Below are 21,456 nucleotides of genomic sequence, written 5' to 3'. Positions count from 1 at the left end.
GTTGTCGTTATAGGGTCCGGTCGAAGACGATGGTGATCTCGGCGAGGGTAATCCCGAATTTTTTCATCGCTGTGCGGTTGATCAGCCGACCATCGGGCTGCAGGTACATCCAGTCGTCCAGGGTAAAGGTGATCTCGCGCCCCGAGACCTCGACGGGCAGCTTGTAGCGCATGGTAAAGGCGTGGCCGGCCTGACGTGCTTCCACCGGACCCTCGACGTCATTGGCGGTGCCGAGCCAGCGGTCCACGCCATCGCGCTCGAATGTCCAGATGCGGCGATCGGTCTCGCCGTTGTCGTAGGTAAAACGTTCGTCTAGGGTCAGGGTGTCGCCTTCGAGACGTCCATCGATCTCCACGGTGAAGCGTCGCTGCACTTCGCCGCTGTAGTCCTGCACCATGCCCCAGGCGCGAGTCTTGCCAGCAAAATATTCGCCGATATCCAGGCGCGGCGTACTACCCGCGTAACGCTCGATATCGACACTGCTGCAGCCGGCCAGTAGCCCCAGGAGGAGACCCAGCGAGGTCAGGCGGAGAAGCCATTTCTTATACATATTTAATTCCTGTATTGTGCTTGTATAGAAAATGCTAGCGGATTACCCATGCCAGCGCTATGCCGGATCGGTCATCACCTAAAGGACAAAGCTGAGGATAGGGAAGGTAAATAAGGTAAATGTCGCAGCAGCCATAGGTTCGTATAATGTATATTATGTTAAATATAGGTCATGAGTATATCTCCCAATACCTGTGATCTTCCTGCCACCGTGCCCCCTCGATATTGGACAAGGCTAGTGGCAACTCCTTATCATCACGCCTCACCCTGTACGAGTCCTGTCTATGCGTCATTACTTGCCGCTAGCCGGCACCCTGATCATTGCCACCCTGCTGCTGAACGGCTGCACGCTGCAACCCGACCGCGAGCCCTCGCCTCCGCCCGTCACCAGTGCAGAATTGCAGGCGCAACTCGATCGGCTGGAAGGGTCACTCATCAGCCGTTGCGCGACAGAGCACCAAGCCTGGCGAGATCAACATTTGCGCTACCAAGAGCGCATGACGGCCAACGTGCATGAGGTTGGCAGCCTGCTGCGACAACTAGGTGACGACGTCACGCGACTCGACACCCAGGACGATACACCCGAGGTGATCCGCCAGTGCAACGAAAGCCAGGATCGCTTGAACAACAAGGAGATCCTGGGGCGCAGCGAGTGGATCGGTCTGCCCGATGTCGGTACTTACCTCAAGGTACGCATCGACTCCGGTGCTACGACATCGTCGCTGTCGGCCACCGAGATCACGCCTTTCGAGCGAGATGGCGAGAACTGGGTGCGCTTCAAGCTAGGACTCAATGACGCCGATTCCGTGGTCGATAGCGTGATCGGCGAGTGGATCGAGGCGCCGGTGGAGCGCCGGGTGCGCGTTATCCAGGCCTCTGGTGCGGATTCCCGCCCCGTGATCAGCCTGCTGATGACCCTGGGGCCGCTGCGCGAGAGAGTTCAGTTCACCCTTACGGACCGCACCCATCTGGACCATCCCGCATTGCTGGGTCGCCGCTTCCTGATGGATATCGCCATCATCGATGTGGCTGAACAGTATCTCCATGAACGCCCTGAATTTCCGGGCGGACGTCCGGCGGAGGAGGCCGGCACCGACGAAGCCGCTGATCGCGCTGAAGAAGCCGCGGAGTGACGTTGTGATGTCGCCTGACTCAAGCCCCCTCAAGGAAGACTCATGTCACGACTGCCCTTCTATCTGATCGTCGCCTTCCTGATGGTGGCCGGTGTTGCCCTCAGCATCCACCGCCACGTGCAGTTCGAGGTGCCCTGGACACCGGGTGAGCAACGCCAGGTCTGGGAGATCGAGGCCCAGGTCAACTTCATCGCCGATGGCGGACCGGCCAAGGTCAACATGGCGCTGCCCTCGAGCCAGGAAGGCTTTCGCATTCTCACCGAGCATACGGCTTCGCCTGGCTACGGCCTGGCCTTCCTCGAGGAGAACGGCGATCGCCGCGCCGAATGGACCACTCGTGATGCCATCGGCAGCCAGCAACTCTTCTACAGCGTTCAGGCATTGGTTGCCCCGGCATCGCGCAATCCGAAGATTGCCTCCCCTCCTCCGCGACGTGACATCGTCTGGGAGACGCCCTACGACACTGCGGCCAGTCAGGTGATCGAGCAGGCCTGGTCGCACAGTGCCGACCCTTTCACCTTCGCGCGCGAGTTGATTGGTGATTTCACGGAAGATCGTCAGGACGAGAATGCCCGCCTCCTGTTGACCCAGTTCGACCGCACTCCACTGCTCGTGCGTCTTCTCAACCAGGCCGGCGTGCCGGCCCGCGAGGTCAGCGGCCTGCTACTTGATCACGGCCGCCGGCGTCAGAGCCTGACGCCCTGGATCCAGGTCTTCGACGAGCAGGAGTGGGCGCTGTTCGATCCCAATACCGGTAGCCGGGGCCGGCCGGACAACCTGCTGCTCTGGGAGTCCGCCGGAGAGGCCGTGCTCGAGGTCCAGGGCGGGAGCAACTCGCGGGTCGACTTCTCGATGCTTTCCCGCAACCAGCCAGCTGCGGCAGCCGTGCGCAGTCAGCTGGCCGATGACACCCTGCTGAATTTCTCGATCCACAGTTTGCCCTTGGAAGAGCAGGCGCTGTTCCAGACCATTCTGCTGATCCCCATCGGCGCACTCATGGTGGTGATCCTTCGGGTACTGGTCGGCATCAAGACCTCGGGTACCTTCATGCCCGTGCTGATTGCTCTGGCCTTCATCCAGACCACGCTGGTCACCGGGCTGATCGGCTTCCTGCTGGTGGTGGCCGTGGGATTGGTGATCCGCAACTACCTCTCCTACCTGAACCTGCTGCTGGTGGCACGAGTGACGGCGGTGATCATCACGGTCATCGCCATCATCTCGGTGTTCTCCGTGCTCTCTTACCGCTTCGGCCTCAACGCCGGCCTGACCATCACTTTCTTTCCGATGATCATTCTCTCCTGGACTATCGAGCGGATGTCGATCCTCTGGGAGGAGGAAGGCCCCAAACAGGTGCTGATCCAGGGCGGTGGCAGCCTGATCACTGCGGTTCTGGCCTATCTGGCGATGAACAACCCCTGGATTCGCCACATTACCTTCAACTTCCTCGGCGTCCAGTTGATCCTGATGGCGTTGATCCTGATGCTCGGCAACTATACCGGCTATCGCCTGCTCGAGCTGCGTCGCTTCAAGCCGGTTACAGAGGACTGACGCCATGTGGACGACCCCCGCCCGCCTGCGTGCCAAGGGAATCATCGGCATGAACCGGCGCAACATCCGCTATATCGGCCGCTATAACAGGCGCCGGCTCTTTCCACTGGTGGACGACAAGCTCAAGACCAAGTTGCTGGCCCAGGAGTATGGCATCACCACTCCGGCGCTGATCGGTACCGTGACGACCCAGTTCGGCATCAAGCAGCTCGGTGCCACGCTCTCCGGCCACAGCGGGTTCGTGATCAAACCGGCCAAGGGCAGCGGCGGCAAGGGTATCCTGGTCGTCGAGCGGTTCGAGGACGGTCGCTACATCAAGCCCAGCGGCGTCCAGCTGACCCTCGCCGACGTGGAGCGGCATGTCTCCAATATACTCTCCGGGCTCTATTCCCTGGGGGGCTCGCCGGATGTCGCCTTGGTCGAGGCACTGATCAACTTCGACGAATCCTTCGCCGAATACACCTACGAGGGGGTGCCGGACATCCGGGTCATCGTCTTTCAGGGCTATCCTGTGATGGCGATGATGCGTCTCTCCACCGCCGCCTCGGACGGCAAGGCCAACCTGCACCAGGGTGCCGTGGGCGTGGGCATCGACATCGCCAGCGGCACAGCGATCCGGGGAGTGCAGTTCGATCGCACGCGCCATGACCATCCCGATACCGGGCACGAGCTCGCCAGCCTGCGCATCACTGACTGGGGCACGCTGTTGCGATTGGCCGCGGGCTGTTTCGAGATGACTGGCCTGGGCTATTTGGGAACCGACATGGTGCTCGATCGGGACCATGGCCCTATGCTGCTGGAGCTCAACGCCCGTCCCGGCCTGGCGATCCAGATGGCTAATGGCGAGGGGCTGCGCTCGCGGCTCGATCTGGTCGAACGCCAGCCCGAGGGAGTCGCTGCCGAGGAAAGGGTCGCCTTCGCGCAGCACCATTTCGCTCGCTCCAGTGAGCTGCGCGAGACGGCTTGACAGCGGCCGCGGCTGGTCCCTCGCCGGCCCCGCGCGTAGAATGTCGCTTTCTCCCAGCCATCGCCCGGGTGCCATGACCGATCCCCGCGACATGATCCGACAGGCCGAACGGCAGTGCCAGCAGCGCGGCGCACGCTTCACGCCGATCCGCCGACGGGTGCTGGAGATGATCGCCGATGCTCCCGGTAGCCTGAAAGCCTACGACCTGCTCGATCGCCTGGCGGCGGAGCATGCTGCGGCACGACCGCCTACCGTCTATCGCGCCCTGGAATTTCTCATCGATCAGGGGCTGGTGCATCGCATCGAGTCACTCAATGCCTATGTGGCCTGCCCCTGTCCGGAGCATGCTCACGGCTTCCAGTTGCTGATCTGTCGTCTCTGTGGCCGGGTCGAGGAACTGCATCTGGACGAGATCAATGACCATCTGGCACGGCGCGCCCGGGAGCTCGGTTTCGAGGTCCAGCGCCAGACCATCGAACTGCTGGGCCAGTGTGATGCCTGCCGGCAGGCGCCCGTGCGCCCTGCTGCCCCTGCGGAGTTTCCATGAGCGATACCTTCAAGGCCCTCGAACGGGCCCCCGGCGACAGCCGCATCCCCTTGGCCGAAATCCTCGAGGCTATCCGTTTCAACGCCGACGGTCTGATCCCGGCCATCGCCCAGCAGTATGACAGCGGCGAGGTGCTGATGATGGCCTGGATGAATCACGAAGCCCTGGACGAGACCTTGCGCACCGGCAGCGTCTGCTACTGGTCGCGCTCGCGGGGCAAGCTGTGGCGCAAGGGCGAGAGTTCCGGCCAGCAGCAGCAGCTCAAGGGCGCGGCGCTGGATTGTGACGGCGACACCCTGCTGTTACAGGTGGACCAGACAGGACCCGCCTGCCATAGCGGCAGACGCAGCTGCTTCTACGTGGCACTCGAGGGCGACGAGGCGCGCATCGCGAGCGACCCCTTGATCGACCCCGACACCCTCTACGGCAAGGGCTGAGACGTGTCCTGCCTGGCCACGGGAGTCCAGCGCCTGTTGCGCTGGCTGGGCCGAGCCCTCGGCTGGCTGATGATCGCTGCGGTAAGGGTGTACCAGCTCACCCTGAGCCCGCTGCTGGGGCCTCGCTGCCGCTACTGGCCAAGCTGCTCGAGCTATACGCAGGAGGCGCTGCAGGTACATGGCCCGCTGAAGGGTGGGCTCATGGCCTTGCGGCGGATTGCTCGATGCCACCCGGGCTGCGAAGGGGGCATCGACCCGGTCCCGGATGGCCCCAGCGAGCGACTCTGCAGGGAGGACCCGGAACTGGACGAGCAGTTTCGCTGCCGGACAGACGAACAGGAGCCAGGCAGCCGCTGATCAGGCAGCCACCTCTGCCTCGGCCACGCGATAGATCCGCTCCAGCATGGCGTTGAGGCCGTTGCTGCGGGTCGGCGAAAGGTGCTTGTCGAGCCCCAGGTCCTTCATGAAGTGCGGGCTGGTGGCGCGAATGTCTGCCGGGTGCCGGTCGTTGTAGATGCGCATCAGCACGGCGATCAGCCCGGAGACGATGGCGGCATCGGAGACCGCATCGAAGTGCAGAGTCTCGCCTTCGCGCCGGTGGTGCATCCAGACATTGGACTGGCAGCCCTGAATCTTCAGCTCGTCGACTTTCCACTCCTCGGGAAAGGCCGGCAGCTGCTTGCCCATGTCGATGATGTACTGGTAACGATCCATCCAGTTGTCGAACATCTCGAACTCGTCGAGAAGCTCCTGCTGGGCCTGTTCGGCGGTTATCTCGGCACTCATGGTTTCTCCTGGAAGTGATTGACACCATTATAACGGCTCATGACTGCCTTCACGATCATCCATGGTAGGTTCCGCCTTCGCCCTTCCGACTCCCAGCCCATGGCGCGCCTGCTGGCGATGCCACTCCTCGTCCTCGGCATGCAGGTAGCGCGCCGTGGTGTCGAGTCGCGAATGGCGGGCCGTCGCGGCCAGGTAGCGCAGTTCCACTCCGGCCTGTGCCTGGTGCGTCAAGGCTGTATGGCGCAGCCAGTGCGGTGTCGCCTGACGCAGGCGCTGGACCTCGGCCCGGGCGTTGTCGCCGGCCTCGCGCGCGAGCGCCTCTGCCGCCTCACGAAAGCCATCGCGGACAAGCCGATAGAGGCGGTTGTCGCCAAGTCCTCGGCGGCCATCCAGGGTCCGCAACAGGGGTGAGGCATCATCGGGTAGCGGCTCCGTCGACAGTCCCAGTGCCCCGCGCCACTCGCCGAGCAGTTCCATCATGTCCGGCGGCACCGGGATGCGCGCCATCTTGTCGCCCTTTCCCACCACGCTCCACCACCAGCGGCCCTCGCGGCGCTGGAAGTCGTTCATGCGTGCCGCGCTTATCTCGCTGATCCGCGGAGCCAGCAGGTAGGCGAAGCCGAACACCAGGCGCCGTCGCGTCAGCTCATAACGGCGTCGGGGCGAGGTGCCCTGCTCCGCCGGTCGATTCAGCCAGTCCCACAGCCAGTCCCAGAGGGGACGTTCCAGGTAGCGCTCGATGCTCCCCTGGCGATTGTCCAGGCGCCGGCGCTTGTCGCGCATCAGGCGGAAGGGGTTGTGGCTCACCCAGCCCGCCTCCACTAGCCAGGCGAACATGCCCTGCAGGATGACCAGGCTCTGACGGCGGCTGGCGGGCGACAGTGGTCCGCGGAAGGGACGCCAGCGCGGATCGTTTCGCGGGCGTACCGGTCCGATCCAGCGCTCCGCGGGGCGCGGATCAGCCAGGAAGGCCTCGAAGCGGTCCAGGTCTTCCCGGCGCAGCTCGTCGAGCCCCCTGCCCTGCTCCACCAGCCACAGCATCAGGCGCTGCGCCTCGCGACGATAGGCACGTTGGGTCCGAGGGCTCGCCCGATATTCGTCGAGCCACTGCGCCAAAGCCTCGGCATCCGTGCTGGCAGAAATATGCCGCGCCCCAGCGAGGAGGGGCATGGTCATGGGGTCGAGGCGAGCAAGTTCGGTGCTAACCGGCTGGTTGTGAAGATCCTCGCTGTCTGTATCCCTCGCCATCTCTAGGCATTCCTTATATTGACTTGCCACCTATTGTCCGTCGCGCCTTTCCAAATAAGCAAGATAAGCCGCGTAATCTTGATTTATATTGCCTAAAGATAAATATATTTACGTTTTACGTAAAACGTAAATTATCTTCTATCTCTAGCATCCAGCGGGTATACTGCGCTAGATAGCCAGGAATACCCCCGGCAGACCACTACGAGGACAAGGCCATGGCGCGCAGCGGCGTACGTTACGAGGATGTCCAGCGGGCCATCGATGCCCTGCTGGAAAAGGGAGAGGCGCCCAGCGTGCACAAGGTGCGCGAGGTGCTGGGAACGGGCAGCTTCACGACCATCAGCGAACACCTGCGAGAGTGGCGAACACGGCGTGAGGAGAATCGCGACCTACCCCCACCGCGCGGTATGCCCGAGGCGCTGCAGGAGCTCGCCGAGTCGTTGTGGGAGAAGGCACAGACCTCTGCCAACGAGGCCCTCGCCCACTACCGGGAGGAGGCAGAGGGCCGCGTGGTGGCGGCTCGGGAGGAAGCCAGCGAGGCGTTGCGCCACGCAGAGGACGCTGAACAGCGGGAGTCAGCGCTGGCGGCCCACCTGGCGCGAACCGAGCAGCGCCTCGAGGAACAGAGTGGTGAGCTGGCGCGTCGCGAGGCTGAGCGTGATGCGCTGGCGGAGCGCGAGGGGAAGCTCACTACCCGGCAGACACGCATCCAGGCGCAACTGGCAAACCTGCAGCAGGAGAACGAGCGCCAGGTACGTGAGCAGCAGCAGGCCCTGACCGAGCAGGCAGCACACCACCAGGAACGCCTGTCACGGGAGGAAAAGCGTCACGAGAGCAGCGAGGCGCGGCTGATGGGGCTGCTCGACGAGGCACGCCAGGAGCGGCAGGCCGCCGACAAGCGTCATACCCAGAGGTCGCAGCAGCTCGAAGAACGGCTGGAGCAGGCTCAGCAGCTGGTACAGCAGGCGCGCGGCGCCCTGACCGAAGAGGAAAAGCGTCACCGCGAAACCGAGTGGGCGCGCCACCAGGCCGAGGAGCGGACTCGAACCCTGCAGCATGAACAGATCCTGATGCAGGCGCGCATAGACGAGCAGAAACAGTTGCTGGAGGAGCAGGTACGCCGACTGCGCGATCTGGAGACCCAGCTCCACCGCTGCCTCTGGCGGGCACCGGTGCCTGACCGGCCCCATGAGGAGGTGCCCGAGAACGACGAAAGCCCCGCCGTGGCGGAGCCTTCTGAGTCCCGAGAGTGAGAGAAGCAAGGAGGAGTTAAGACGCCTGGCCTTCACACCTCTTCTGTCACCACTCTCAATTCACCATTCACCTGTAATAGGCGTTGGTGGTATCCGTATGGTCGGTCACGTCGCGGATCCCGGCGAGTTCCGGGATGCGCTCCAGCAGGGTCCTCTCCACACCGTCCTTGAGGGTGAGGTCTACCGCGGCGCAGCCCTGGCAGCCGCCGCCGAACGCCAGGATCGCCACCTGGTCGTCAGTCAGCTCGACCAGCTTGATCTCGCCGCCGTGGGAGGCCAGTCCCGGGTTGATCTCACTGTAGAGGATATAGTTGACGCGATCCTCGAGCGGGCTGTCGGCGTTGACCTTGGGCATCTTGGCATTGGGTGCCTTGATGGTCAGCTGCCCGCCCATGCGGTCGGCGTTGAAGTCGACCACGGCCTCCTCGAGGAAGGGAAGGCTGTTCTTGTCCAGGTAGACACGGATCTTCTCGAGCTCCAGCAGTTCATCGTTGGGCTCTTCCTCGCCGGGCCGGCAGTAGGCCAGGCAGGTCTCGGCGTAGGGAGTACCCGGCTGGGTAATGAAGATGCGGACCGCGATGCCCTCGACGTTCTGCTTCTCGAGCAGTTCGGCGAGGTAGTCCTGTGCACTGTCGGTGATCTGGATGCTTTCGCTCATGGTGCTCTCGCTATCGCGACATGCCGCGGCGGCTGACCTCGCGACATGTACTGAAAGTGTGATGCCCTCTATGGTAAGCGACCTATGCGGTCGACACAATCCCGACTGAATTGCTGGGTTTTAGCCTGCCCCCTGCCGTGGCGCCGTGGCTTTTGCTAAGATGAGCGTCTTTCCCGGCGGCCTGCCGATGTGTCGAAGTCCGACAGGACCGCCCCTTGCCCGCAGCGCAACCCCTCGACAAGACGCCCCAGGCGCCCCGCTGCTGGCTCGCCCCCCTGATGCCCACGCTGGAGATTGATCGACCCATGGCCGCCGTTCCCACTGCCCTGACCGCCACGCTGACCGACCGTCTCAACGAACGCATCCTGATGCTGGACGGCGGCATGGGCACCATGCTCCAGAATGCCGGGCTCTCCGAGCAGGAGTTTCGTGGTGAGCGCTTCGCCGACTGGCCGAGCGATCTCAAGGGCAACAATGACCTGCTGGCCCTGACCTGCCCGGAGCTGGTGACGCGAATTCATCGCCAGTACCTGGAAGCCGGGGCCGACATCGTCGAGACCAACACCTTCAACAGCACCCGTCTCTCCCAGTCCGACTACGGAATGGAGGCGCTGGTGCCCGAGCTCAACCGGGAATCGGCGCGCCTGGCCCGAGCGGTCTGCGATGCCGTGGCCGAGGAGACCGGGGTGCCACGCTATGTGGCCGGCGTTCTGGGCCCCACCTCGCGCACCGCGTCGCTCTCCCCTGATGTCAATGATCCGTCCAAGCGCAATGTCACCTTCGACGCTCTGCGCGAGAACTATTACGAGGCCGCCGAGGCGCTGATCGAGGGCGGCGCCGATCTCATTCTGATCGAGACCATCTTCGACACCCTCAACGCCAAGGCGGCGATCTATGCCCTGGAAGAGGTTTTCGCGGCACGCGGCGAACGCCTGCCGGTGATGATTTCCGGCACCATTACCGACGCCTCGGGACGCACCCTGTCGGGCCAAACCACCGAAGCGTTCTGGAACTCGGTACGCCATGCCCGGCCGCTCTCCATCGGACTCAATTGCGCTCTGGGCGCCGAGGATCTGCGACCCTATGTCGAGGAGCTCGCCAGCAAGGCCGACACCTTCGTTTCGGCCCACCCCAACGCCGGCCTGCCCAACGAGTTCGGTGAGTACGACCAGACCCCGGAGGAGATGGCGGCGATCGTCGCCGAGTTCGCCGAAAGCGGCCTGGTCAATATCATCGGTGGCTGCTGTGGTTCTGCTCCCGAGCACATCGCGGCGATCCACGCCGCCATCCAGGGGCTGGCACCACGCCGGGTGCCCGAGCGGCCGCGTGCCTGTCGTCTTTCCGGACTCGAGCCCTTCAACATCGATGCCGACTCATTGTTCGTCAACGTCGGCGAGCGCACCAATGTCACCGGTTCGGCGCGCTTCAAGCGGCTGATCGTCGAGGAGGACTACACCACCGCGCTGGACGTAGCCCTGGAACAGGTGGAGAACGGCGCCCAGATCATCGATATCAACATGGATGAGGGCATGCTCGAGTCCGCGGAGGCCATGGTGCACTTCCTCAACCTGATCGCCGGTGAGCCGGATATCGCCCGGGTGCCGATCATGATCGATTCCTCGAAGTGGGAGATCATCGAGGCAGGGCTCAAGTGCGTGCAGGGCAAGGCGGTGGTCAACTCCATCTCGATGAAGGAGGGCGAGGACGCCTTTCGCGAGCAGGCGACTCGGTGCCGGCGCTACGGTGCTGCCATCATCATCATGGCCTTCGACGAGCAGGGGCAGGCGGACACCTTCGCCCGCAAGACCGAGATCTCCCGGCGAGCCTATCGGATCCTGGTCGATGAGCTCGACTTCCCGCCGGAAGACATCATCTTCGACCCCAATATCTTCGCCATCGCCACCGGCATCGAGGAACACGACAACTACGCCGTGGACTTCATCGAGGCCACCCGCTGGATCCGTAAACACTTGCCCCACGCCATGGTCTCGGGCGGCGTCTCCAACGTCTCCTTCTCCTTCCGCGGCAACAACCCGGTACGTGAGGCGATCCATTCGGTCTTCCTCTACCATGCCATCCGCGCGGGCCTGACCATGGGCATCGTCAACGCCGGCCAGTTGGCCGTCTACGACGACCTGCCAAGCGAGTTGCGCGAGGCGGTCGAGGACGTGGTGCTCAATCGTCGCAGCGATAGCACCGAGCGGCTGCTGGAGCTGGCGGACAAGTACAAGGGCGACGGCAGCGGCCCGGCCAGGAAGGAAGACCTGGAGTGGCGTAGCTGGGCGGTCGAGAAGCGCATCGAGCACGCCTTGATCAAGGGCGTCACCGCCTACATCGAGGAAGACACCGAGCTCGCCCGGCAGCGGGCCGAGCGGCCCATCGAGGTGATCGAGGGGCCGCTCATGGACGGCATGAACGTGGTCGGTGATCTCTTCGGCGACGGCAAGATGTTCCTGCCCCAAGTGGTCAAGTCGGCCCGGGTCATGAAGCAGGCGGTGGCCTACCTGATCCCCTATATCGAGGCAGAGAAGAGCGCCGATAGCCAGGCCAAGGGCAAGATCGTCATGGCCACGGTCAAGGGCGACGTCCATGACATCGGCAAGAATATCGTCGGCGTCGTGCTCCAGTGCAACAACTACGAGGTCATCGACCTCGGGGTGATGGTGTCCGCCGAGAAGATCCTGCAGACCGCTCGCGACGAGAACGCCGATATCATCGGCCTCTCCGGCCTGATCACCCCGTCGCTTGACGAGATGGTCCACGTGGCCAAGGAGATGCAGCGCCAGGGCTTCGACCTGCCGCTGCTGATCGGCGGTGCCACTACCTCCAAGGCCCATACCGCGGTGAAGATCGAACCCGGTTACGAGCATCCGGTGATCTACGTTACCGATGCTTCGCGGGCCGTGGGCGTTGCCGGCAAGCTGCTCTCCCCGACCCTGAAGCCTGCCTACATCGACGAGATCCGCGCCGACTATGACAAGGTGCGCGAACGTAACGCCAAGCGTCGCCCCAAGGCTGCCGACCTCTCCTACGCCGAGGCCCGAAAGCTCAAGCCGGTCATGGACTGGGACAACTACATGCCGCCGCAGCCGGCGATCACCGGCCTGGAGGTATTCGACGACTATGACCTCGAGGAACTGGTCGAACGCCTCGACTGGACGCCCTTCTTCATGAGTTGGCAGTTGGCCGGCAAGTACCCGAAGATCCTCGACGATGCCAAGGTCGGCGAGGCGGCGCGCAACCTCTTTGCCGATGCCCAGGCGATGCTGCGCAAGCTGATCGACGAGAAGCGCGTCCAGGCCCGGGGCGTGATCGGCCTGTGGCCGGCCAACAGCGTCGACGACGATGTCATCGAGGTCTATGCCGATGAATCACGCAGTGAGGTGATCGAACGGCTGCATCACATCCGCCAACAGACCACCAAGAACCGCGACGGCGTCTGCCACAGCCTGGCCGACTTTATCGCCCCCCGTTACGACGTGACCGGAGAGCCGAGTGGCAAGCCCGACTGGATCGGTGGCTTCGCCGTCACCACCGGGCATGGCGTCGAGGCCTTGGCCGAGCAGTACAAGGCCGCCGGCGACGATTACAACGCCATTCTGGTCCAGTCGCTCACCGACCGCCTGGCAGAGGCATTCGCCGAGCGCCTGCACGAGCGGGTGCGCAAGGAGTTCTGGGGCTATGTGCCGGATGAAACCCTGGACAATAGTGCGATCATCGCCGAGAAGTATCAGGGCATCCGTCCGGCACCCGGCTACCCGGCCTGCCCCGATCACACCGAGAAGGCGACCCTGTTCCGCTTGCTTCAGGCCACCGAGAACGCCGGCCTCGAGCTGACCGAGAACTTCGCCATGTGGCCTGCTGCCGCGGTAGCCGGCTGGTACTTCTCCCATCCGCAGTCGAAATACTTCTCCACCGGCAAGATCACCCGGGATCAGGTCGAGGCACTGGCGGAACGCAAGGGCATGACCATCGAAGAACTCGAGCGCTGGCTCGCACCGGTGCTCTCTTACGATCCGGCCTGACCCGTTTGGCCCGCTGCGGCGGGCCACACGCCCTCACCTACCCGGAAGGCCAACGCCGTCAGAGTCGACTTGCCGCCAGACGATCCTTGGCCTCGCACTGCCGGTTAATAACGATTTAATTAAAATCTATGATCATTTATTCTTTCATAGAATATAGGAAGAGGAGTATGTTGCCCTTCTCGGCATTCTCCTTCACCCGCTTCGACCTGCAGGAAACGCCTGAATGTATCGGTACGACACCTACGACCAGACTCTCGTGGATGAGCGCGTCGCTCAGTTCCGCGACCAGATGGATCGCCACCTGGCCGGCCGCCTCGGGGAAGACGAGTTCCGTCCACTGCGACTGCAGAACGGCCTTTATCTCCAGAAGCATGCGCCCATGCTGCGTATTGCCGTCCCCTATGGCATGCTCGGCAGCCATCAGCTCAGGCGCCTGGCAGCGATCACGCGTCGCTATGACCGCGGTTACGGCCACTTTTCCACGCGCCAGAACCTGCAGCTGAACTGGCCGGCCCTGGAAGACGTGCCGGCGATTCTCGCCGAACTGGCCGAGGTCCAGATGCACGCCATCCAGACCAGTGGCAACTGCATCCGCAACACCACCAGTGACCAGTTCGCAGGTATTGCCGCCGACGAGGTGGAGGACCCACGCCCCTGGTGCGAGCTGATCCGCCAATGGTCGACCCTGCATCCGGAGTTCGCCTTTCTGCCGCGCAAGTTCAAGATCGCGGTCACCGGTGCTGCAGAAGACCGCGCCGCCATTCAGGTCCACGACATCGGCCTGCGCCTGTGGCGCGATGAACAGGACGAACTCAAGGTCAGGGTGCTGGCCGGCGGAGGCCTGGGGCGCACGCCGATGATCGGCGATGTGGTCCGTGATGATCTGCCCTGGCAGCACCTGCTTACCTACCTCGAGGCCTGCGTGCGGGTCTACAACCAGTTCGGCCGCCGCGACAACAAGTTCAAGGCGCGTATCAAGATCCTCGTCAAGGCACTGGGCATCGAGGAGTTCCGTCGCCGCGTCGAGGCCGAGTGGGCCCACCTCAAGGATGGCCCCCAGACACTGACGCCGGCCGCCGTGGCGGCCGCTCGAGGCCACTTCCCCGAGCCCGAGCGTCGTCCGGTGGGTGACAGCGCGATCGAAGACTTCGAGCAGCTGCGCGCCGAGAATCGTGCCTTTGCACGCTTCATCACCAACAATGTCACCGACCACAGGGTACCGGGCTACAAGGCCGTCACCCTGTCGCTCAAACGTCGGGAACACGCGCCTGGCGATGTCACTGCCGACCAGATGGAGGCGGTGGCCGATCTCGCGGATCGCTTCAGTTTCGGCGAGATTCGCGTCACCCATGAACAGAATCTGGTGCTCTCGGACGTGCCGGTAGACGACCTCGAGGCACTGTGGGCGGAACTGGACGCCCTGGGCATGGCCAATCCTACGGTGGGCACTCTCAACGACATTATCTGCTGCCCCGGCGGTGATTTCTGCAGCCTGGCCAATGCGGTGTCGATCCCCATCGCCCAGGCACTCCAGGAGCGTTTCGAGGACCTCGACTTCCTCTACGACCTGGGGCCGCTCGACCTCAATATCTCCGGCTGCATGAACGCCTGTGGCCACCATCACGTGGGCCATATCGGCATTCTCGGCGTCGACAAGAAGGGCGAGGAGTACTACCAGATATCCCTAGGCGGCAACTCGACCGATGATGCCTCGCTCGGCAAGATCCTCGGTCCCTCCTTCTACCGTGAGGATGTTCCCGAGGTGATCGACAAGGTGCTGGAGGTCTATGTAAACCAGCGACACGAGGACGAGCGCTTCCTCGATACCTATCGCCGTATCGGCCTCAAGCCGTTCAAGGAGCGGGTCTATGCCAAATGACAACGAGCAAGATCAACAGCTCGAACATGCCCGCACCCTGATCAAGATGGGGCAGCCGGAGCAGGACGAATGGGCGCTGTCACGCGATGCCGAGGCATTGCCGTATCGCCGCCCGGTGATCGTGCCACTCGCCCTCTGGCGCCAGCACGCGGGCGAAGAGGGACTCGCCCCCTGGCTGCCCAGTGATACCGAGCTGGACGATACGCTGGCCGAGGAGCTCACTGCCGCACCCCTGGTTGCTATCGACTTTCCCGCCTTCACCGACGGTCGCGGCTACACCCTGGCCCGCCTGCTCCGGGAGCGCTACGGCTATGGCCGCGAGGTCCGGGCCATCGGTGACGTCCTGGTCGACCAGCTGTTCTACATGACCCGCTGCGGCTTCGATGCCCTGGCCCTGCGCGAGGACCAGCAACTCGAAGACGCCATGCGCGCCCTGGGTGCCTTCAGCGTCAGCTACCAGCCGGCAGTGGACGTGGGCGAAGCATTGTTCGAGCGTCGCCTGCGCGAGAAGGGTCACGCCTGAGGTCGGGGCATCAGCCGCGACGCTTCTGCTGACGTTCTCGATTGGCCGACCTCGCCCGCTCGCTCTTGCGCAGCATCACCCAGGTGGCGCCCAGCCCTCCGTCCGCCTGGCCCGCCGAAACGAAGGCCTGGACCTCGTCGAAGGCGCCGAGCCATTTCGCCAGGTAGGAGCGCAACACGTTGGGCGGGCTGTCTATCTCGCGGCCCCGGCCATGCACGATCAACACCGAGCGCAGGTCGTGGGCATAGGCCTCGCGAATGAACGGAGGCAGCAGGCGCCGGCACTCCTCCAGTGGCCGGCGCAGCAGGTGCAGGCTGGCCTGCACCGGGTAGCCGCCGTAGCGCAGGCGATCCACCACCGCCTGCTGGATGCCGTCCCGGTGGAAGGCCACGGGGTCGAAGGGCGGTACCAGGTCGACGAAGTCGTCGGAAAGAAAATCACGGCCCGAGGCCTCGGCCTCGGCACTCTCGCGCCTGGCCAGTTGAGCCTCGCTAGGCGCGCCGCGTGTTCGCCCAGCATCGGCCCGGTTGGTGGCGCGGCTCAAGGGACGCACATCCTCCATCAGTGCCCGGAAATCCATGTCGTTTCGATTCGGCTGACTCATGGGGCACCTCCTGGACATGATGGGGAAATCTCATCCTAGCAGAGCCGCTCCGACGGCTTAAGCCGCCGGGACGATCATGGCAAGATGACAACCTTCCCTACGACAAGGATGCCACATGCGAACCCTAAAGTGGCTGGGTGCCCTGGCCTTCGGCGCCGTGCTGGTCCTGGCAGCCTGGCTGTGGCTGTCCATGCTCAGCCCCTGGACCTATGATCGCCCTGACCACCTGGACCCCGTACAGGAAGGCCCCCACCGGGTCTTCGTCTACGGCACGCTCACCTACGCACCGATCCGTTGGCTGGTCTACGGCCGCGCCGGTGACCCCGAGCTTGCCGTGCTGGAGGGCTTCGAGCGCACGGGCCTCGACCTGTCGCCGGCACCCGAGGCAAGGGTCGAAGGGCTGCTGCTTCGCGTGAATGCCGAGGAACTCGAGCGGCTCGATCGCTACGAGCGCCTCGGCATCCGCTACGAACGGGTGCGCCAGGCGCTGACCGACGGGCGTCAGGCCTGGGTGTACCGTCGCCTGCCGACCGAGATTGATGAAGAAACGGGGGAGTGACACCAGGCTGGCCCTGCCGAAGCCCGCTGATACAATGGCCGCCATGCATCCCGGGTCAAAGGAACCCCCATGACCGAACACCGTCCCTATGTGCTGATCCTCTTCTATTCACGCCATGGCGCCACTCGCGCCATGGCCGAGCGCCTTGCCGCTGGCGTCGAGTCCTGCAAGGGCATCGAGGCGCGCTTGCGAACCGTGCCCCCCGTCTCGGCCACCTGCGAGGCCATCGACCCCGAGATCCCTGACGAGGGCGCCATCTACGCCAGCCTCGATGACCTGCGCCATTGTGCGGGCCTGGCCATCGGCAGCCCGACCCGCTTCGGCAACATGGCCGCCCCCCTCAAGTACTTCATCGATGGCACCAGCGAGCTATGGCTCGGGGGTGCCCTGGTCGACAAGCCGGCCACCGCCTTCACCTCGACCTCCAGCCTGCATGGTGGCCAGGAGACCACGCTGATCTCGATGCTGCTGCCATTGCTGCACCATGGCATGGTCTATGCCGGCCTACCCTACAGCGAGATCGAGTTGATGGAGACGGACGCGGGTGGCACGCCCTATGGCGCGAGCCACGTCGCCGGCAAGCGCAGCGACCGGCCGCTGGACGAGCATGAACGTCATCTGGCCTTCGCCCAGGGCAAGCGGCTGGCCCGGCTGGCCCAGGCCCTCGAGGCCTCACGTCGGGAGGCCTCATGAGACAGTGGCTGGAAGGACTGGAAGCCCGCAAGGGGCTCGACCGGCTGACCGAAGGGTCGCGCCGACTGGTGCTGGGCAGCTACGGCCTGCTGCTGGTGCTGATGGTCTATCGTGGGGTAATCGTCACCACCGACGGTAATGCCCTGGTGCCGCTACTGATCTTCGTGCTGCCGCTGGTGCTCTTCCTGCCCTCGATCCTGACGCGCCGCCCCCGCGGCCATGCCTGGCTGGCCTTTGTCAGCCTGCTCTACTTCACCCAAGGGGTGATGGTCGCCACCCTACCCGGCCAGGGACTGCGCGGCAGTGCCGAGGCCCTGGTGGCCCTGGCCCTGTTCGTCGGCTGCACGGCGTACGCCCGCTTCCGCAGCCGGCAGCAGCGGGCCGACTAGCACCGGCGGTGATGATCCTGCTGCGCTACGCCCTGCTATCGAGCATCGGCGCACCTGCATGGCGATGGTGCAACTGGCGATTGGACACCATAAGCTTAGCGAAAAATATCCACCATCCGGCCTGCGCGGGGTATTGAGCTCGACCCGGCAAGCGGCGACCATGGCATAAACTTCGAGGAGATGGTCATGACACGCAAGATTGCCGACATCCGGCGCGACTACGAGGGCGGCCAGCTCGACGAGTCCTCCACTCCCGATACGCCCATGACGATGTTCGACGAGTGGCTGACCCTGGCGCTGGATGCCGAAGGCGACGACGGCAATGCCATGACCCTGGCCACTGCCGACAGCCAGGGAAGGCCACACGCCCGCATCGTGCTGCTCAAGGGAGTCGATGATCAGGGGCTGATCTTCTACACCAACTACCACAGCCACAAGGGCAGTGAACTGACCAATGTGCCTCATGCAGCCCTGGTCTTCTGGTGGCCATCGCTCTCTCGCCAGGTGCGCGTCGAAGGACGTGTGGAACAGGTCCCTCCAAAAGAGTCAGATGACTATTTTGCCACCCGCCCGCGTGGCAGCCAGCTGGGTGCCTGGGTGGCTACCCAGAGCGTGGTGATCCCGGGTCGCACCTGGCTCGCGGAGCGCGAACAGCGCTTCGAGCGTGCCTACGAGGGACAGACGATTCCCCGACCCATCCATTGGGGGGGCTACCGGGTGATTCCCGACATGATCGAGTTCTGGCAGGGGCAGCCGAGCCGACTCCATGATCGCATTCGCTACGAGCGTCGCGACGGCAGCTGGAACCGCTTCCGGCTGGCGCCCTGACCGCGGGCACTTGCTGGCCGCAACGGACGGCCTCGCCACTCGGCGCGGGCCGTTGTTCTCACCGGCGATGAATCAGTCCGGTAGGCTCTCCAGGCGGTGCCGCTGCCAGTCGCTCTCCGGCTCGTTGAGCCGCAGTACCGCATCCACCACCTGCTCTTCCATGTTGTAGCGCTGCTTGAAGCCCAGGTGCTTCATCAGTGCGCGCATCGGATGGTTGTCGACCATGATCTTGCCGATCATCTCCAGGGTGCCCACGCTCTTGCAGTAACTGATCATCTTCTTCATCAGCAGGCTGCCGATGCCCAGCCCCTGGAGGTCATCGCGGATGATGACCGAGAACTCGGTGCGGATATTGTCCGGATCGTTCCACACGCGGACCACCCCGAGCATTTCCTTCTTGCCTTCGTCGCTGAGGTGCTCGGCGATGAAGGCCATCTGCCGGTCGTAGTTGATGTGGGAAAGATTCGACAGGTCCCGCTGGGTCAGGTCGGCCTTGTTGTGAAAGTAGCGGAAGCGGATGCTCTCCTCCGACAGCTGCTCGTGGAAACGCGTGATCAACGGCGCATCCTCGGCCCGGATCGGACGAACCTCGACCTGCCAACCGTTCTTGAGGGTGAACCACTCTCGCAGTTCCTCGGGATAGGGCATGATCGCGAAGCGGGCGGGAGGGCCGAGGTCCATAGCGAAATCCAGCGCCATGACTCCATCGCGGTTGAGCAGCAGCGGATTGAGCTCCAGGCCGCGTAGATGCAGCAAATCGCTGGCCATCTGCGACAACTTCACCATTAGTTCGCATAGCCGATCCAGATCGCGTTCGGGATGGCTGGAGTGTTCGCGGATCAGTCGGGCGGCGTGGGTGCGCCCCACCACGTCCGCGGCCAGGCTCATGTTGAGCGGCGGAAGGGTCACCTGGCGGTCGGCCAGGATATTGACCTTGTAGCCGCCGATACCGAACACGATCACCGGCCCGAAGACCGGATCACGCGTGATGCCGGCGCACAGCTGCATGGAGTGCTTGCCGCGCTGCATGCCTTGCAGACAGTACTCGCGGATCGTTACGTCCGGAAACTTCTCCTTCATCTTGTCATCCAGGCGGCCCACGGCCTCGGCGACCTGCTCCGGGCTCGCCAGGTCCTGGATCAGTCCGGCGGAAATCTTGTGTGGATGCTGGCGATAGCGGAAGGGGTGGCAGTTGCCCTCATGGACCACCTTTAGGGCCATGGCGCCGTCGAAAGCATCGGCTGCCTCGGAGGCCTCTTCGGCGGTCTGCGGGTATCGGCTGGGCGCCACCGGGAGCCCGTAGGCCTCCAGCACCTGGGCTGTCTCGGAATGCGACAGGCACTCGCGCCCCGCCTCGCGGGCCTCCTCGATCAGGGACCGACAGCGCTGGCGAATCTCCGGGGTGGTGGCGGAAGGCAGACTCGGCGGAATTTCCTGGAGCAGTGCCTGCACCCGCTGATAGTTGACCATGTGCATGAAGGCCTTCACCGCCTTCTCCGGGGAGATGTAGGTGGGAATGCCGGCCAGGTTGCACTCGTAACGTGCCGACAGTGCCTCCTCCAGCCCCATCCAACTGGTCAGCAGGTTGCGCTTGAAGCGCTTGCGTGCCGCAATGATTGCCTGGGCGGTGGTCTTCGACGGGGCCAGGCGAGTCGGAGCATGGACGACCAGCACGGCATCAACACCCGAGTCGGCCGCCACGATCTCCAGGGCCTCCACGAGTCGCTCCGGGGTGGCATTGCCGCCGAGGTCCACCGGGTTCTCGCCGGGCTTGCTCATGTCGAAGTCATCGCGGCGCAAGGCGTCACGGGTCGCTTCACTGAACTGTGCCAGCTTGCCCCCGGCGTTGATCAGCTTGTCGATGGCCAGCATTGCAGGCCCCAGGCCATTGGACACCACGGCCAGGCGGTCCCCTTTCAGGGGTTTCATCCGCGACAGCGTCTCCAAGGCATCGAACAGCTCATCGGAGTCGTCGACCCTAACGACGCCCGCCCGCGCGAAGGCCGCATCGAAGATCCGGTCACGATTGGCGACACCGGGCGTCGGCGGCAGGCCGGAAATGTCGGATTCCGCAGTTCGGCCGCTCTTGATGGCCAGCACCAGGCGATTGCGCGAAGCATCGCGCAGCGCGGTCATGAAGTGCTGAGCATCCATGATGCGCTCGAGGTGGAGCAGTATCGCCTGGGCCGGCGAAAACTGACTGATATAGTCCATCAGATCAGGCAACAGAACGTCGACGCTGTCCCCCACTGTGAGCAGGTGGGAGAAGCCGATGCCGCGGCCGGCGGCCCAGTCGATCATGGCATTGCCGAGCATTCCCGACTGGCCGAGATAGGCCACGCGACCGGACTTGACCGGCTTGCTCGCATAGGAGGCGTTGAGCTTGCGACCCGGGACGATCAGCCCCATGCACTCGGGCCCCAGAACGCGGATGCCTGATGCCCTGGCGGCACTGAGCATGCGGCTTCGCAGGGACTCCTTGTTGTCAAGCTCATCGTCGAGATGGGCACCTCCGGACAGCACCAGCGCCGCCTTGACCCCGAAGCGCCCCAGGCTTTCGATCAGGGCTGGTACCGTCTCCACCGGTGAGCAGACCACCGCCAGATCCGGCACCTCGGGCAACTGCGACACCCGGCTGACACAAGGCATCGCGAAGACGTCGTCGTAGCCCTTGGGATTGACCGCCCATACAGTGCCGGCGAAACCGCCTTCCTGGAGGTTGCGGATCACCAGCCCGCCCATGGAATAGGGTTTCTCGGATGCCCCGATCACCGCGATGGTGCCGGGCTCGAAGAAATGGCGCAGGAAGCGGGTGCTCACGCAAGATCCT

The 21,456-nt window shown here is 63.9% G+C and carries 20 protein-coding genes; 14 read left to right on the top strand and 6 right to left on the bottom strand.

Going from position 1 to position 21,456, the window contains the following annotated elements; all coding sequences use genetic code 11:
• Positions 1–7: 7 nt before the first annotated feature.
• On the bottom strand, positions 8–550 hold the full coding sequence (locus BMY30_RS00475; RefSeq protein ID WP_089709683.1) for a DUF3833 domain-containing protein: 543 nt from the start codon (positions 548–550) through the stop codon (positions 8–10).
• A 283-nt stretch (positions 551–833) separates the two neighbouring features.
• On the opposite strand from BMY30_RS00475, the gene BMY30_RS00470 reads away from it, so the two are divergent.
• The 6 genes from BMY30_RS00470 to yidD all read left to right on the top strand — a co-directional run bounded on the left by BMY30_RS00470 (position 834) and on the right by yidD (position 5,538).
• Positions 834–1,682, top strand: a complete 849-nt coding sequence (locus BMY30_RS00470) for an ATP-dependent zinc protease family protein (RefSeq protein WP_089709682.1) — start codon at positions 834–836, stop codon at positions 1,680–1,682.
• 42 nt (positions 1,683–1,724) lie between these two features.
• A complete protein-coding gene (locus BMY30_RS00465; protein WP_089709681.1) occupies positions 1,725–3,230 on the top strand; it encodes a UUP1 family membrane protein in 1,506 nt (501 codons plus the stop codon).
• A gap of 4 nt (positions 3,231–3,234) precedes the next feature.
• Positions 3,235–4,197, top strand: a complete 963-nt coding sequence (locus BMY30_RS00460) for an alpha-L-glutamate ligase-like protein (protein ID WP_089709679.1) — start codon at positions 3,235–3,237, stop codon at positions 4,195–4,197.
• Between the two features lie 73 nt (positions 4,198–4,270).
• Positions 4,271–4,744, top strand: coding sequence for a transcriptional repressor (locus BMY30_RS00455; RefSeq protein ID WP_089709678.1), 474 nt, complete (start codon positions 4,271–4,273; stop codon positions 4,742–4,744).
• On the top strand, positions 4,741–5,181 hold the full coding sequence (gene hisI / locus BMY30_RS00450; RefSeq protein WP_089709676.1) for a phosphoribosyl-AMP cyclohydrolase: 441 nt from the start codon (positions 4,741–4,743) through the stop codon (positions 5,179–5,181). The genes BMY30_RS00455 and hisI overlap by 4 nt, the downstream gene beginning before the upstream one ends.
• Positions 5,182–5,250: 69 nt before the next feature.
• Entirely contained in the window at positions 5,251–5,538 is a 288-nt protein-coding gene (gene yidD / locus BMY30_RS00445) for a membrane protein insertion efficiency factor YidD (protein ID WP_211607188.1), read from the top strand.
• Here yidD and BMY30_RS00440 read toward each other — a convergent pair whose 3' ends face one another.
• Entirely contained in the window at positions 5,539–5,967 is a 429-nt protein-coding gene (locus BMY30_RS00440) for a SufE family protein (protein WP_089709674.1), read from the bottom strand. It abuts the gene before it with no gap.
• Between the two features lie 27 nt (positions 5,968–5,994).
• Positions 5,995–7,143, bottom strand: a complete 1,149-nt coding sequence (locus BMY30_RS00435; protein WP_089709856.1) for a tyrosine-type recombinase/integrase — start codon at positions 7,141–7,143, stop codon at positions 5,995–5,997.
• Positions 7,144–7,430: 287 nt separating this feature from the next.
• On the opposite strand from BMY30_RS00435, the gene BMY30_RS00430 reads away from it, so the two are divergent.
• Positions 7,431–8,468: a DNA-binding protein gene (locus BMY30_RS00430; protein ID WP_089709673.1), complete on the top strand. Its 1,038-nt coding sequence runs from the start codon at positions 7,431–7,433 to the stop codon at positions 8,466–8,468.
• Between the two features lie 67 nt (positions 8,469–8,535).
• Here BMY30_RS00430 and nfuA read toward each other — a convergent pair whose 3' ends face one another.
• Positions 8,536–9,126: a Fe-S biogenesis protein NfuA gene (gene nfuA / locus BMY30_RS00425; RefSeq protein WP_089709671.1), complete on the bottom strand. Its 591-nt coding sequence runs from the start codon at positions 9,124–9,126 to the stop codon at positions 8,536–8,538.
• A 305-nt stretch (positions 9,127–9,431) separates the two neighbouring features.
• On the opposite strand from nfuA, the gene metH reads away from it, so the two are divergent.
• From metH to BMY30_RS00410, 3 genes are all read left to right on the top strand, one after another.
• Positions 9,432–13,151 (top strand): methionine synthase, encoded by a 3,720-nt coding sequence (gene metH, locus BMY30_RS00420; RefSeq protein WP_089709855.1) that lies wholly within the window; start codon positions 9,432–9,434, stop codon positions 13,149–13,151.
• A 223-nt stretch (positions 13,152–13,374) separates the two neighbouring features.
• A complete protein-coding gene (locus tag BMY30_RS00415; protein ID WP_089709669.1) occupies positions 13,375–15,030 on the top strand; it encodes a nitrite/sulfite reductase in 1,656 nt (551 codons plus the stop codon).
• Entirely contained in the window at positions 15,020–15,553 is a 534-nt protein-coding gene (locus BMY30_RS00410; RefSeq protein ID WP_089709667.1) for a DUF934 domain-containing protein, read from the top strand. The genes BMY30_RS00415 and BMY30_RS00410 overlap by 11 nt, the downstream gene beginning before the upstream one ends.
• Before the next feature lie 10 nt (positions 15,554–15,563).
• On the opposite strand, the gene smrA is transcribed toward BMY30_RS00410, so the two are convergent.
• Entirely contained in the window at positions 15,564–16,157 is a 594-nt protein-coding gene (gene smrA / locus BMY30_RS00405) for a DNA endonuclease SmrA (protein WP_089709665.1), read from the bottom strand.
• A gap of 115 nt (positions 16,158–16,272) precedes the next feature.
• Between smrA and BMY30_RS00400 the strand changes: the two genes are divergently transcribed.
• The 4 genes from BMY30_RS00400 to pdxH all read left to right on the top strand — a co-directional run bounded on the left by BMY30_RS00400 (position 16,273) and on the right by pdxH (position 18,626).
• Positions 16,273–16,716 carry a gamma-glutamylcyclotransferase family protein gene (locus BMY30_RS00400; RefSeq protein ID WP_089709663.1) on the top strand — a complete coding sequence of 148 codons (444 nt, stop codon included), beginning with the start codon at positions 16,273–16,275 and terminating at the stop codon, positions 16,714–16,716.
• 69 nt (positions 16,717–16,785) lie between these two features.
• Positions 16,786–17,409: an NAD(P)H:quinone oxidoreductase gene (wrbA, locus tag BMY30_RS00395; RefSeq protein ID WP_089709661.1), complete on the top strand. Its 624-nt coding sequence runs from the start codon at positions 16,786–16,788 to the stop codon at positions 17,407–17,409.
• The gene (locus BMY30_RS00390; protein WP_089709659.1) at positions 17,406–17,798 is read left to right on the top strand and encodes a DUF2069 domain-containing protein; all 393 of its coding nucleotides are present in this window, start codon (positions 17,406–17,408) and stop codon (positions 17,796–17,798) included. Before wrbA ends, BMY30_RS00390 begins: the two co-directional genes overlap by 4 nt.
• Positions 17,799–17,984: 186 nt before the next feature.
• Positions 17,985–18,626 carry a pyridoxamine 5'-phosphate oxidase gene (gene pdxH / locus BMY30_RS00385; protein WP_089709658.1) on the top strand — a complete coding sequence of 214 codons (642 nt, stop codon included), beginning with the start codon at positions 17,985–17,987 and terminating at the stop codon, positions 18,624–18,626.
• A gap of 72 nt (positions 18,627–18,698) precedes the next feature.
• Here pdxH and BMY30_RS00380 read toward each other — a convergent pair whose 3' ends face one another.
• Entirely contained in the window at positions 18,699–21,446 is a 2,748-nt protein-coding gene (locus BMY30_RS00380) for a bifunctional acetate--CoA ligase family protein/GNAT family N-acetyltransferase (RefSeq protein WP_089709656.1), read from the bottom strand.
• Positions 21,447–21,456: the final 10 nt, after the last annotated feature.

It is taken from the genome of Halomonas daqiaonensis (assembly GCF_900109725.1).
Classification (GTDB): domain Bacteria; phylum Pseudomonadota; class Gammaproteobacteria; order Pseudomonadales; family Halomonadaceae; genus Halomonas; species Halomonas daqiaonensis.
The sequence above is the reverse complement of the archived record's forward strand: the minus strand, read 5'-3'. Positions and strand labels throughout refer to the sequence as shown.

What these genes read in the sequence shown, in the direction of transcription:
- BMY30_RS00475 (WP_089709683.1), bottom strand. Translation starts at nt 550, where the DNA reads ATGTATAAGAAATGGCTTCTCCGCCTGACCTCGCTGGGTCTCCTCCTG.
- BMY30_RS00470 (WP_089709682.1), top strand. Translation starts at nt 834, where the DNA reads ATGCGTCATTACTTGCCGCTAGCCGGCACCCTGATCATTGCCACCCTG.
- BMY30_RS00465 (WP_089709681.1), top strand. Translation starts at nt 1,725, where the DNA reads ATGTCACGACTGCCCTTCTATCTGATCGTCGCCTTCCTGATGGTGGCC.
- BMY30_RS00460 (WP_089709679.1), top strand. Translation starts at nt 3,235, where the DNA reads ATGTGGACGACCCCCGCCCGCCTGCGTGCCAAGGGAATCATCGGCATG.
- BMY30_RS00455 (WP_089709678.1), top strand. Translation starts at nt 4,271, where the DNA reads ATGACCGATCCCCGCGACATGATCCGACAGGCCGAACGGCAGTGCCAG.
- hisI (WP_089709676.1), top strand. Translation starts at nt 4,741, where the DNA reads ATGAGCGATACCTTCAAGGCCCTCGAACGGGCCCCCGGCGACAGCCGC.
- yidD (WP_211607188.1), top strand. Translation starts at nt 5,251, where the DNA reads ATGATCGCTGCGGTAAGGGTGTACCAGCTCACCCTGAGCCCGCTGCTG.
- BMY30_RS00440 (WP_089709674.1), bottom strand. Translation starts at nt 5,967, where the DNA reads ATGAGTGCCGAGATAACCGCCGAACAGGCCCAGCAGGAGCTTCTCGAC.
- BMY30_RS00435 (WP_089709856.1), bottom strand. Translation starts at nt 7,143, where the DNA reads ATGACCATGCCCCTCCTCGCTGGGGCGCGGCATATTTCTGCCAGCACG.
- BMY30_RS00430 (WP_089709673.1), top strand. Translation starts at nt 7,431, where the DNA reads ATGGCGCGCAGCGGCGTACGTTACGAGGATGTCCAGCGGGCCATCGAT.
- nfuA (WP_089709671.1), bottom strand. Translation starts at nt 9,126, where the DNA reads ATGAGCGAAAGCATCCAGATCACCGACAGTGCACAGGACTACCTCGCC.
- metH (WP_089709855.1), top strand. Translation starts at nt 9,432, where the DNA reads ATGGCCGCCGTTCCCACTGCCCTGACCGCCACGCTGACCGACCGTCTC.
- BMY30_RS00415 (WP_089709669.1), top strand. Translation starts at nt 13,375, where the DNA reads ATGTATCGGTACGACACCTACGACCAGACTCTCGTGGATGAGCGCGTC.
- BMY30_RS00410 (WP_089709667.1), top strand. Translation starts at nt 15,020, where the DNA reads ATGCCAAATGACAACGAGCAAGATCAACAGCTCGAACATGCCCGCACC.
- smrA (WP_089709665.1), bottom strand. Translation starts at nt 16,157, where the DNA reads ATGAGTCAGCCGAATCGAAACGACATGGATTTCCGGGCACTGATGGAG.
- BMY30_RS00400 (WP_089709663.1), top strand. Translation starts at nt 16,273, where the DNA reads ATGCGAACCCTAAAGTGGCTGGGTGCCCTGGCCTTCGGCGCCGTGCTG.
- wrbA (WP_089709661.1), top strand. Translation starts at nt 16,786, where the DNA reads ATGACCGAACACCGTCCCTATGTGCTGATCCTCTTCTATTCACGCCAT.
- BMY30_RS00390 (WP_089709659.1), top strand. Translation starts at nt 17,406, where the DNA reads ATGAGACAGTGGCTGGAAGGACTGGAAGCCCGCAAGGGGCTCGACCGG.
- pdxH (WP_089709658.1), top strand. Translation starts at nt 17,985, where the DNA reads ATGACACGCAAGATTGCCGACATCCGGCGCGACTACGAGGGCGGCCAG.